Below are 11,838 nucleotides of genomic sequence, written 5' to 3'. Positions count from 1 at the left end.
TAATGTCGCCGCATGCGTTTGGAGCAGTCGCACCGCACCGAGCGCTTCGGCGCCGTACGTATCCACGAGCTTCAGCGCGTCATCCAGCTCGACTCGGGAGATGCCCGAGGTGCGGTGGACGATGGCGTCGTGTCGCACGATGCCATCCGGGCGATCGAGCGGGAAATGGTCATCGTCATTCCCTGCATGAACGAGACGCGTCGGGTAATTGAGGGAGTGCTCTCCGGGATACCCCAGGATTGTCTGATCGTGCTCGTTTCCAACAGTTCCCGACACCCGGTCGACCGGTACGAGATCGAGGCGCAGACCGTCGAGCAGTTCTGCCGGTTGGCGGATCGGCCGGCGGTGACGGTGCACCAGCGGGATCCGGGACTCGCCGCCGCCTTCAAGTCGGCCGGCATGCCCGAGCTGATCGGCGACGACGGGCTGGTCCGCTCCGGTAAGGGCGAGGCGATGCTGGTCGGCATGGCGGTGGCGGCCCTGACCGGGCGACGCTACCTGGGCTACATCGACGCCGACAACTACGTTCCCGGGGCGGTGCACGAGTACGTCAAGGTCTACGCCGCCGGCCTGCACCTGGCGGACAATCCGTACGCGATGGTTCGGATCTCCTGGCACTCCAAGCCCAAGCTGCGTGACGGCCGTCTCTTCTTCAGCCGGCGTGGCCGCAGCTCCGAGATCACCAACGGGTTCCTCAACCGGTTGATCGCCGAGTACTCCGGCTTCGGCACCGAGGTCATCGCCACCGGCAACGCCGGGGAGCATGCGCTCAGTCTCGACCTCGGTCTGCGGCTGCGGCTCGCCGGTGGGTTCGCCGTCGAACCCTTCGAGTACGTCGACCTGTTCGAGCAGTTCGGCGGGGTGCTCGACACGGCGGCGCAGCCGGAGGTGATGGCGAGTTCGGTGCCGGTGTTGCAGATCGAGACGCGTAATCCGCACTTCCACGACAACAAGGGCGAGGAACACGTCCAGGGCATGCGCCTACAGGCGTTGAACGTGCTCTACCACTCCCCGGTGACCCTGCCTGCGGTACGCGCGGCGATCGTCGAGTTCATGGTGGCCCAGGGGGCACTGGCGCCCGGCGCGGAACCACCCCGGGAGCGGATCTATCCACCGGTCGGCTCGCTCGAACTGGACCTGCTCCGCGACCAGTTGGACACCGAGGCCGAGACGCTGTGCAAGATCGGCGGTCACTCGACGGTGGAGGGGTCCAGAGTATGGACACGCCGGGCGTGAGGGGCGACACGCTTACCGTCGGAAACAGGTCGTGACAAGGGCATTAGGTCTGGTTTGTGAGGGCACTCACGCCGAATGGAGAGCCATGGTCCGTAGTCGTTACGCCTACGATCGCGGGGTAGGTCGCATCCGGCCCCGCCGGACCGCCACACGGAGGAGCGTAGGGCGCAGCGCGGCGCCCCTTCGCCGCAGTACCTGCCACTGCCGAACTTACGAGGAACGATGACTCCTGTCGTACTGATCGCTGAAGAACTCGCTCCCGCCGCCATCGACGTACTGGCGCATGACTTCGACGTACGTCACGTCGACGGAACCGACCGCCCGGCCCTGCTCGCCGCACTCGCCGAGGCGGACGCCGTCATCGTGCGCAGTGCCACCCAGATCGACGCGGAGGCGGTCGCCGCCGCACCCCGCCTGAAGGTGGTCGCCCGGGCCGGGGTCGGCCTGGACAACGTCGAGGTGCCCGCCGCCACCGCCCGTGGCGTGATGGTGGTCAACGCCCCGACCTCCAACATCGTCTCCGCCGCCGAGCAGGCCGTGGCCCTGCTGCTCGCCGTGGCGCGCAACACCGCCAGCGCCAGCGCGGCGCTGAAGGCGGGGGAGTGGAAGCGGTCCAAGTACACCGGCGTGGAGTTGCAGGGCAAGACCGTCGGTGTGGTCGGCCTGGGCCGCATCGGGGTGCTCTTCGCCCAGCGCATCGCCGCCTTCGGCACCCGGCTGATCGCCTACGACCCGTACATCCAGCCGGCCCGCGCGGCCCAGCTCGGCGTACGCCTGGTCGGCTTGGAGGAGCTGCTGCGGGAGAGCGACTTCATCTCCATCCACCTGCCGAAGACCCCGGAGACGGTCGGCCTGATCGGCGAGAAGGAACTGGCGCTGGTCAAGCCCGAGGTGCGGATCATCAACGCCGCCCGGGGCGGCCTGGTCGACGAGCAGGCGCTGGCCAACGCGATCGCCGAGGGCCGGGTCGCCGGTGCCGGGGTCGACGTGTACGCCAAGGAGCCGTGCACCTCCTCGCCGCTGTTCGCCTTCGACAACGTGGTGGCCACCCCGCACCTCGGTGCCTCGACCGCTGAGGCGCAGGACAAGGCCGGTCTCGCCGTGGCCCGCAGCGTCAAGCTGGCGCTCCAGGGCGAGTTCGTGCCGGACGCGGTCAACGTGCAGGTCGGCGGGGTCGTCGCCGAGGACGTACGCCCGCTGCTGCCGCTGGCCGAGAAGCTGGGCAAGGTCTTCACCGCCGTGGCCGGTGGGGTCGCCGCCAGCGTCACCGTCGAGGTACGCGGCGAGATCGTGGCCCACGACGTGTCGGTGCTGAAGCTGGCCGCCACCAAGGGCCTGTTCACCTCGGTGGTCGAGGAGCAGGTGACCTACGTCAACGCGCCGCACCTGGCCGCCGATCGGGGGGTCGCGATCGAGCTGACCACCACCGCCGAGACGGTCGACCACCCCAACCTGGTCACCGTCCGGGGCGCGCTGCCGGACGGTCGTACGGTGAGCGTCTCCGGCACGGTGGTCACCACCGGCACCCGGGACGTCGTCAAGCTCACCGAGGTCGACGGCTTCGGCCTGGAGATCGGTGCCGAGGGCATCCTGCTGTTCCTGCGCTACGCGGACCGGCCGGGCGTCGTCGGCACGGTCGGCTCGATCATCGGCGAGGCCGGCATCAACATCGCCTCGATGCAGGTGGCCCGTCGGGAGGCCGGCGGTGAGGCGCTGATGACGTTGACCGTCGACTCGGCCGTCGGCGTCGACCTGCTCGCCTCGGCGGCCGACTCGGTCGGCGCGGTCGCCGCCAGCACCGCGGACCTGCGCGACGAGTAGGAACCGGCGATCAGGCGAAGGGGCCCGGCCATTCGGCCGGGCCCCTTTGTGGTCGGTAGGGACGGGTCGGTGGTGGGTCAGCGCGCCACCGGTGCGGGGGGCGGATAGACCGAGCCGTCCTGCGGGTCGAAGAGGAGCAGACCGTGTGTGGCGGCGAGCCGCTCGATGTCCAGCAGTACCTGGTCGGGGCAGGACTCGGTGAGGTTCATCTCGATGTGGTCCGCGGCGGTGTGCAGGGGGAGCACCGCCCACGGGGTGCCGGGCCGGGGCGGCCGGTCCGGATAGCGTGCGGTGATCGCCCGGTAGAACGACACCAGCCGGGGATCGGGTGCACTCTGGAGGTGTTGCCCCTGTCGGCACCGTTCGTGGGCCGCTCGTACGTTCGCTGCCGGGGCTCCGGCCTCCAGAGCCCACACGACCAGATCGAAAGTCACGCGCGATAGCGTGCCATCCCGCCGGCCCGGCGTGACGCCTACCCTGGGCAACACGCGGTCCGAATCGTCTTCGGAGTTCGGTGGGTGCCGAATCTGGACGATGTCAGCGTCTCGGCCCGGCACCTCGGGTGAAGCGCCCGGCGAGCCGGTGGAGGTGCTGGGCGAGTTCCGGCGGCGACTCGACCTCGAACTCGACGTCGAGCATGGCCAGCACGAACGCCACCATGTCGAACGAGTCCGTGGCCAGGTCCACCCGACAGGTCCGGTCGTCGATCGCGGTCACGACCCCGTCGACCCGTCCGGCGATCTCCGCCGCGGACACGTGCAACCGGATCCGGGCCCGGTACGGCCACATGTCGAAGACCATCGTCCGACGCAGGTATGCCGTCACATCACCGTCGGGCGGCTCGCGGGGGGTGAACCGGGGCCCGTTGGGGGTCCGCCGGGTTATCCGGTCGACCCGGAAGGTACGCCAGTCCGCCCGTCCGACGTCCCACCCGACCAGGTACCACCGTCGTCCCCAGACCACGAGCCGGTGCGGCTCGACGTCCCGGCGGGATTCGGTCCCGTGGTGGTCGACGTAGTCGAAGCGCAGCGTCTCGGCGGCGCGGATCGCCGCGGAGAACGAGGTGAGCCCGGCCGCGTCCACGGTCGGGCCGTCGCGGGACGGCATCGTCACCAGTGCCTCTGCCAGGGCACCCACCCGATACCGCAGCCGGGCCGGCAGCACCTGCTCCACCTTGGTCAACGCGCGGGCCGACGCGTCCTCGATGTCGGCCACCGCACCCACCGCACCGGTGTGCAGCCCGATGGCGACCGCCACCGCCTCCTCGTCGTCGAGCAGCAGCGGGGGCAGGGAGGAGCCGCTGCCCAGCCGGTAGCCGCCGGTCGTGCCCATCGAGGCGTGGATGGGATAGCCCAGCTCCCGGAGCCGTTCGACATCGCGGCGTACGGTCCGGCTGGTCACCCCCATGCGTTCGGCCAGCTCGGTGCCGGACCAGTCACGATGCAGTTGGAGCAGCGACAGCAGTCGGAGCAGGCGGGCGGAGGTTGCCAACATAGGTTCACGATGACAGCCGACTAGGAACGTATCTGTCCTAGATCGGTTCCAGGCTGTGCGGTATGGAAAACACGCAACCCTTCCGGGTGGAGATCGCCGAGTCTGACCTGGACGACCTGCGGGACCGGCTGGCGAAGACCCGCTGGCCCGACGAACTGCCCGGGGTGGGCTGGTCGTACGGGATCAACAAGGACTACCTCGTCGAGTTGGTGGGCTACTGGCGTTCCGGCTACGACTGGCGTCGCCACGAGGCGCGGCTGAACGAGTTCCCGCAGTTCACCACCACGATCGACGGCCAGAACATCCACTTCCTGCACGTGCGCTCACCGGAGTCGGACGCCACTCCGCTGATCATGACGCACGGCTGGCCAAGCACCGTGTACGACTTTCTCGACGTCATCGGCCCACTCACCGACCCGAGGGCGCACGGTGCCGATCCGGCCGACGCCTTCCATCTCGTCGTGCCCTCGGTGCCCGGGTTCGCGTTCTCCGGGCCGACCCGGGACACCGGCTGGGGGTCGAACCGGACCGCCCGCGCCTGGGCGGAGCTGATGCGTGGCCTGGGCTACCAGCGCTACGGGGCCCAGGGCGGGGACTTCGGCAGCATCGTCTCGCCGGAGTTGGGCCGGGTCGCCCCGGACGAGGTCATCGGGGTGCACGTCAACGCGCTGGCCAACGCCTCGGTGCCGACCGACCCGAGCGACCTGGACAAGCTCTCCGAGGCCGAGCGGAAGCTGGCACAGGAGCAGGAGATGTGGTGGTACGAGCACTCCGGCTATGCCACCCAGATGTCCACCCGGCCGCAGACCCTGGCGTACGCGCTCAACGACTCGCCCGCCGGGCAGCTCGCCTGGAACCTGGAGTGGTTTGTGGACTGGGATCCGACGACGAGCGAGAGGACCCCGGTCGACCGGGACGCCATTCTCAGCAACGTGTCCATCTTCTGGCTGACGGGCACCGCCGGTTCGGCGGCCCGGATCTATCGCGAGGCCGGTGCGGAGGGGTGGGGGGAGCGTCCCGCGTCCTCGCCGGTCCCGACGGGGGTGGCGAACTTCCTCGGCGACCGGGCCCTCCGCGGCCTGGCGGAGCTGTCGAACAACGTCACGCACTGGTCGGAGTTCGATCGGGGCGGGCACTTCGCCTCGCTCCAGGCGCCGGGTCTACTGGTGACGGACATCCGGGAATTCTTCCGGCAGGTGGGATCCGGTGGTTGATCCGACAGCCTGAGATCTTGCGCCCCGTCATCGCCAGTCGATAGCGTGGCGACGCGGTTACCCGGCGAGTTCCCCGGGCGCGGGCTCGTCTTCGGGTGATGAGGCGCGGCGCCAGCGTCGGGTGATCGGCAGTTCGCGTGCGCGAGCCACGCGCACCCGTCTGATCCGGCCCTCACGGTCGTTGCCGCAACCGTGAGGGCCTGGTCATGTCTCCGATTAGAACGTCCGCTGTGGACGGCGAGCGACGGTCAGCTGTCTCTCGACCATCGGCCGGTCACCCGATGACCCACCTGCCGGCTGCCTGTTGGGCGATGGTCCTATTCCGTGGTGGTGGCGAAGAGCACCCGATAGCCGTCGGTGGTGGGGAACCCGTCGAGTCCGGCCGGGCCGGCGGCGAACAACGCGGTGGCGTACGCGTCGGCCACGGCCAGGTCGGGGCCGGTCACCGTGGCGGCGAGGAAGTGGTTTACCGGCTTGCCGGTGTGTGGGTCCACCACATGGTCCCGGCGGCCGGTGACGCCCGAGGTGCCGACCGCGCCAGCGGTCATCTCCAGCATCATCGGCGGCCGGTGACTTTCGGTCGGGTGGTGCAGGGCGATCCGCCACGGGCCGCCGTGTGGTGCGTGTCCGCGTACGACCACGTCGGCCCCGCTGAACACGGCGTAGTCGCCGATCCCGGCGGCACGTAGTCGGGCAGCGGCCCGCTCCACCGCCCAGCCGTTGAGCAGGCCACCCGGGTCGAAGCCGCCGGGCACCGCCCAGGCGTCGAACCAACCGTCGGTGGCGGCCCGCATCGCCGCGCACCGGGCCACGATGTCGGCCAGTGGCGGGTAGGAGTCGGCGCTGATCTCGCCCCGACGTAGTCGGGACACGAGGCTGCCGGGCCGGGCCGGGCTGTAGGTGAGGTCGATCGCCCGCAACTCGGCGACCGCGTCCCGCAGTGCCTCCCCGATCCCCCGCCGGCCGAGCTCGGCCGGCGCGCTCAACACCAGCGAGAACTCGGTGGTGGAGGTCGGTACGGTGTGTCGCGCCACGATCCGGTCGGCTGGTGAGCCGTCCGATCGTTCGCCGGGTGGTGCTGATCTGGCACCGAGCCGCAGGTCGGGTATGGTCCCCCGGCCGGACGGCGGTACCGCCCGGTCCCCCGATCGGGGCCGGTTCGCCTGGTGGATGAGCATCTACGGGCCCTCTCTGGCAACTTCCCGCCCGGTACGGATGTTGTGGCCGTCCGGGAACGGTCAGTTACACCATAGGGCGGCAACATGACCAGCCCATGGGTGTCGCCTGGCAAAGTCCTGTACTTGACACTTCCCACATTTCGGGAGAATCGTACCGGGAACCGGGACGACCCCTTAACGTTCCCTAGACAGGCGGAACGAATGGAGTGTGGACGTGTCGGTGGCGCGGATCGCGGTGGTGGCCGGTGACGGCATCGGACCCGAGGTGGTCGCGCAGGCCCGCAAGGTCCTCGACGCGGTGCTACCCGGAGTCGAGGCCACCGAATACGACCTCGGCGCGGCCCGCTACCACCGTACCGGTGAGGTGCTGCCGGAGTCGGTGCTTGCCGAACTGGCCGACCACGACGCCATCCTGCTCGGCGCGGTGGGCGACCCCACCGTCCCGCCGGGCGTGCTGGAACGCGGACTGCTGCTCCGGCTGCGCTTCGACTTCGACCAGTACGTCAACCTGCGTCCGTCCCGGCTCTGGCCCGGCACCACCGGTCCGCTGGCCAGCGTCAAGCCAGGTGAGATCGACCTGGTCGTCGTCCGGGAGGGCACCGAGGGCCTTTACGCCGGAGCCGGCGGCGCACTGCACCGCGACACCCCGGCCGAGGTGGCCACCGAGGAGAGCCTGAACACCCGGCACGGCGTCGAACGCGTGATCCGCGACGCCTTCGCCCGGGCCGGTCGGCGCGAGCGTCGCAAGGTGACCCTGGTGCACAAGACCAACGTCCTCACCCACGCCGGTTCCCTGTGGGCACGAGCCTTCGCGGCCGTCGCCGCCGAACACCCCGACGTCGAGACCGAATACCAGCACGTCGACGCGGCGGCGATGTTCCTGGTCACCCAACCCCAGCGCTACGACGTGGTGGTCACCGACAACCTCTTCGGCGACATCCTCACCGACATCGCCGCCGCCGTTACCGGCGGAATCGGCCTGGCGGCCAGCGGCAGCATCAACCCGGAGCGGACCTACCCGTCCATGTTCGAGCCGGTACACGGCTCCGCGCCGGACATCGCCGGTCAGGGCCTGGCCGATCCGGTCGCGGCGGTGCTCTCCGTATCCCTGCTGCTCGACCATCTCGGTCACCCCGAGGCCGCCGAGCGGGTATCCAACGCCGTCGCCGCCGAACTCGCCTCCCGCACCCCGGGGGAGCGGGGCAGCACCGCCGAGATCGGCGACCGGCTCGTCGCGCACGCCGCAGGCTGATCCAATCCGGCTGGCCGCGTACGCGGCTGATCCAACCCGGCCCGCCGCGTACGCGGCGGCCCGCCGCACCTCGTACGATCGGCGGCCGGGCGGTCCCTGGTGCCGCCGGCCGACCGGCTGTTCCCGCTGAACGAGCGTTCGGGGTAAGTTGCAGGAACCATTCTTCTGGCATGCCCGTTCCCGCATGCCGCTCGCATGGAGGTCAACGCTATGAGCGGTGGTGACAAGCTCGACTTCGAGATTCGCCCGAATCCTCAGCCAGTAGCCGCCGCCGAGCGGGCCACGCTACTGACCAACCCCGGATTCGGCCGGATCTTCACCGACCACATGGTCACGATCCGGTACGCCGAGGGCAAGGGCTGGTACGACGCCCGGGTTGAGGCGCGGGGCCCCATCCCGATGGATCCCGCTACCGCCGTACTGCACTACGCCCAGGAGATCTTCGAGGGGCTGAAGGCGTACCGGGCCGCCGATGGTGGGGTCACCCTGTTCCGGCCCGACGCCAACGCCGCCCGGTTCGTCGAGTCGGCCAAGCGGATGGCGATGGCTCCACTGCCGCCGCAGGCGTTCCTCGACTCACTGCGTCACCTCATCGAGATCGACCGGGAGTGGATCCCCGACACCGAGGGCGGCAGCCTCTACCTGCGCCCCTTCATGTACGGCAGCGAGGTGTTCCTCGGCGTCCGCCCGGCCACCGAGTACCTCTACGTCCTCATCGCCTCACCGGTCGAGTCGTACTTCTCCGGCGGGGTCAAGCCGCTGACTGTCTGGGTCTCACCCGACTACACCCGGGCCGCACCCGGTGGCACCGGCGCGGCCAAGTGCGGTGGTAACTACGCCACCTCGCTGATCGCCAAGGCGGAGGCGGTCGCCCAGGGCTGTGACGACGTCGTCTTCCTCGACGCCGTGCAGCGCCGCTACGTCGACGAGATGAGCGGCATGAACGTCTTCTTCCGCTACGCCGACGACACGCTGGTCACCCCGCCGCTGGGCACCATCCTGCCCGGCATCACCCGGGAGTCGGTGATGAAGCTCGCCAGCGAGTCCGGCCTCACCGTGGCCGAACGACCGGTGAGCTTCGACGAGTGGCGGGCCGACGCCGCCAGTGGTCGACTGCGTGAGGTCTTCGCCTGCGGCACCGCCGCTGTGATCACCCCGATCGGGCAGGTCCGCTTCCCGGACGGCGAGTTCACCATCGGCGACGGCGAGGCAGGCGAGACGACCATGCGGATCCGGCAGACCCTGGTGGACATCCAGCGGGGCCGGGGCGCCGACCCGCACGGCTGGGTGCACCGCGTCCTCTGACGAGACGGGCGAGCGGCGGAGCCGACCGGGTGGGTCAATGCCCGGTCGGCCCCGCTGCTTCCGGCTGGCTCGGCGCGGTCGGCTCCGTACCAGACAGCTCAGCGCTGTTGGCGCGGACCGGGGTAGCTCAGCGCTGTTGGCGCAGCCTGGGGATAGCTCAGCACTGCCTGTCAGCTCAGCAGGTGGGCCCGGAGCGCCGCGATCTGGTCGGTCTGGAGCCCAGCGTCGCGCACGTAACGCTCCACCGACCCGTGCCGCTCGCGCAGTTCGGTCAGGAACATCAGCATCGCCTCGGCCGGCGAGGCATGGTAGGCCGCCGGGGTGGCGGCGTGTGCGGGTAGGTGTTCCCGCAGGTAGGCGGTGAACCGCTCGGCCGAGGCGTCGGTCAGTGCGTAGTCGGCGGCGATGTCGGTGTCGCTGACGCCGAGCAGGGACAGGGTCAGGGCACACAGCACACCGGTCCGGTCCTTGCCGGCCACGCAGTGCACCATTACCGGGGCGGACTCCTGTTCGGCGATCACCGCGAGCGCGTGGGCGATGCCGGCCGTACCGGTCTCGGCCAGGTCCCGGTAACGGTCGGCCAGGTAGCGGGCCACACCGTGCCGTTCGTCGTACGGCACCTCGTCCCACTGCTGGTGCTCCGGGTGGATGTGCAGGTAGGACAGCCCATCGCAGGCGGGTACCCGGCCGTCGCGGGCCACCTCGGTCGGCCGGCGCAGGTCGATCACGGTGCGAATGGCGAGGGCGGTAAATGTCTCCTGGTCGACGCCGCAGATCCGATGCGGCGAGTCGGACCGGTAGAGCCGCCGCCAGCGCACTGGACGGCCGTCGAGACCGGCGTAGCCGCCGACGTCCCGGAAGTTGAAGACGGTAGAGAAGTTGGTCACACGGTTAACCGGCAGCACGTCCACCCGCTCACCGTAACGAATTTTCGGCGTATCGCCGTACCGGATGGGGGACACCGTCGTACCGGATGGGGGACGCCGTCGTACCGCGCGGGAGATGCCGGTGGCCGGTAGGGACGAACCCTACCGGCCACCGGCGACTTGACGTTCTTCCGGACCTACAGCGGACGGTCCGAGGAACTCGGCGAGCCGTAGGTCTCGCCGTAGTAACCGCCGAGCCGGTCGCGGTAGGCAGGGTCGGCGTGGCTGGTGTCGTCGTACTCCGGAGCGGCCTTGATCTGGTCCTTGCTCCGGTCCAGGTAGACCTTCTCCTCGTCGTGGTCCACCCGGTTCACCACACCGGCGGGGAGCATGACCTTCTTACCGAAGATCCACGGTCCGGTGTCGACCACCAGGTAACTGGCGTCCACGTCGTGCGTGGCCTCGTCGATCTTGCCGATACCGCCGTCGGTGGCGACCGCCTTGTAGCCGGTCAGTTCGGCGCCGGTCACCCCGGCGTCGTCCCGGTAACGCCACGCCTGGAAGGCGCTACCACCGGTCGCGGCCTCGGTACGCGAGTAGCCGTCGGTCGGGGTCGCGTCGGTGTAGCTGCCGGGGTCCGCGTAGCCACCAGCCGCGGTGGAACCGTAGCCGCCCGCCGGGGTCGAGCCGTAGCCGCCCGCCGCGGTGGAGTCGTAGCCACCGGTCGGCGTGGACGTGTGCGGGGCGGTCTGGGGGTCGAGCCTGTCCATGGGTTTCACTCCTCTGCTCGACGTCTGCTCTGTCCCGAACAGTCGTACCCAGAGGGTTCGAATTCCACACCCGGTAGGTCTGCCCTCCGGTGGGGACACGCGGCGGGGGCGTTGTCCCGGGCCAGGCTGGCCCGGGACAACGCCCCCGGTCGAATGGTCGTCGCGGCTGGTCAGGCCAGCGCGGCCTCCGCGTCGAGCGTTACCGCAGCCGCGTGTACGACAGCGGCGATGCGCAACGCCTCGTGCACCTGCTCCCGGGTGAACCCGGTAGCGCGCAGCGTCTTCTCGTGCGACTCCAGGCACACTCCGCAGCCGGTGATCGCCGAGACCGCCAGGCACCACAGCTCGAAGTCACCCTTGTCGACACCGGGCTTGCCGATGATCTGCATCCGCAGCCGGGCCGGCATCGAGGCGTAGTCCTCGTCGCCGATGAGGTGCTTGGCCCGGTAGTAGATGTTGTTCATCGCCATGATCGCCGCAGCGCCCTTGGCCGCCTCGACCGCCTCGGGCTTGAGGCGCTCGGCTGCCTCGGCCGCAATCTCCCGCAGCACCACCGGGTTACGACCGGCCACCGCGCAGGCCAGGGCGGTGCCCCAGGCCTGCTCGACGGTGAGCGTCGAGGTGCCGACGGTCGAACCGAGGTTCAGCTTGATGTCCTTGGCATACTCCGGCAGAGCCGCCTTGATCGCATCGAGACCCATG

At 69.9% G+C, this 11,838-nt stretch carries 11 protein-coding genes; 5 read left to right on the top strand and 6 right to left on the bottom strand.

The features are described 5' to 3' along the window. The first annotated feature begins 12 nt into the window (after positions 1 to 12). Together mpgS and serA are read left to right on the top strand one after the other, a co-directional pair. On the top strand, positions 13 to 1,236 hold the full coding sequence (mpgS, locus tag FHR38_RS06550; protein WP_184533696.1) for a mannosyl-3-phosphoglycerate synthase: 1,224 nt from the start codon (positions 13 to 15) through the stop codon (positions 1,234 to 1,236). 222 nt (positions 1,237 to 1,458) lie between these two features. Beyond that, entirely contained in the window at positions 1,459 to 3,057 is a 1,599-nt protein-coding gene (gene serA, locus FHR38_RS06545; protein ID WP_184533694.1) for a phosphoglycerate dehydrogenase, read from the top strand. A 77-nt stretch (positions 3,058 to 3,134) separates the two neighbouring features. Here the strand turns inward: serA and FHR38_RS06540 are convergent, their stop codons facing one another. Together FHR38_RS06540 and FHR38_RS06535 are read right to left on the bottom strand one after the other, a co-directional pair. Continuing rightward, positions 3,135 to 3,491, bottom strand: a complete 357-nt coding sequence (locus FHR38_RS06540) for a hypothetical protein (protein WP_184533692.1) — start codon at positions 3,489 to 3,491, stop codon at positions 3,135 to 3,137. A 103-nt stretch (positions 3,492 to 3,594) separates the two neighbouring features. Then, positions 3,595 to 4,551, bottom strand: coding sequence for a helix-turn-helix transcriptional regulator (locus FHR38_RS06535; protein ID WP_184533690.1), 957 nt, complete (start codon positions 4,549 to 4,551; stop codon positions 3,595 to 3,597). A gap of 62 nt (positions 4,552 to 4,613) precedes the next feature. Between FHR38_RS06535 and FHR38_RS06530 the strand changes: the two genes are divergently transcribed. Continuing rightward, positions 4,614 to 5,765, top strand: a complete 1,152-nt coding sequence (locus tag FHR38_RS06530) for an epoxide hydrolase family protein (RefSeq protein ID WP_184533688.1) — start codon at positions 4,614 to 4,616, stop codon at positions 5,763 to 5,765. Between the two features lie 317 nt (positions 5,766 to 6,082). Here FHR38_RS06530 and FHR38_RS06525 read toward each other — a convergent pair whose 3' ends face one another. After that, positions 6,083 to 6,943 (bottom strand): FAD:protein FMN transferase, encoded by an 861-nt coding sequence (locus tag FHR38_RS06525; RefSeq protein WP_184533686.1) that lies wholly within the window; start codon positions 6,941 to 6,943, stop codon positions 6,083 to 6,085. A 220-nt stretch (positions 6,944 to 7,163) separates the two neighbouring features. Here FHR38_RS06525 and FHR38_RS06520 point away from each other — a divergent pair, with 220 nt between their 5' ends. Next, complete coding sequence (locus FHR38_RS06520) at positions 7,164 to 8,195, top strand: 3-isopropylmalate dehydrogenase (protein WP_184539320.1); 1,032 nt, start codon at positions 7,164 to 7,166, stop codon at positions 8,193 to 8,195. A gap of 210 nt (positions 8,196 to 8,405) precedes the next feature. Beyond that, entirely contained in the window at positions 8,406 to 9,500 is a 1,095-nt protein-coding gene (locus tag FHR38_RS06515; protein WP_184533683.1) for a branched-chain amino acid aminotransferase, read from the top strand. 170 nt (positions 9,501 to 9,670) lie between these two features. On the opposite strand, the gene FHR38_RS06510 is transcribed toward FHR38_RS06515, so the two are convergent. The 3 genes from FHR38_RS06510 to ahpD form a co-directional block, all read right to left on the bottom strand. Next, on the bottom strand, positions 9,671 to 10,387 hold the full coding sequence (locus FHR38_RS06510; RefSeq protein ID WP_312881900.1) for a tyrosine-protein phosphatase: 717 nt from the start codon (positions 10,385 to 10,387) through the stop codon (positions 9,671 to 9,673). 176 nt (positions 10,388 to 10,563) lie between these two features. Continuing rightward, entirely contained in the window at positions 10,564 to 10,896 is a 333-nt protein-coding gene (locus tag FHR38_RS33145; RefSeq protein ID WP_184539316.1) for a PRC-barrel domain-containing protein, read from the bottom strand. 410 nt (positions 10,897 to 11,306) lie between these two features. Then, positions 11,307 to 11,837 (bottom strand): alkylhydroperoxidase, AhpD family, encoded by a 531-nt coding sequence (ahpD, locus tag FHR38_RS06500; RefSeq protein WP_184533681.1) that lies wholly within the window; start codon positions 11,835 to 11,837, stop codon positions 11,307 to 11,309. Between the last annotated feature and the right edge of the window lies 1 nt (position 11,838).

Source organism: Micromonospora polyrhachis (genome assembly GCF_014203835.1).
Classification (GTDB): Bacteria; Actinomycetota; Actinomycetes; order Mycobacteriales; family Micromonosporaceae; genus Micromonospora_H; species Micromonospora_H polyrhachis.
Note: the sequence above shows the minus strand (reverse complement) of the source record. Positions and strands in the feature narration are given on the sequence as shown.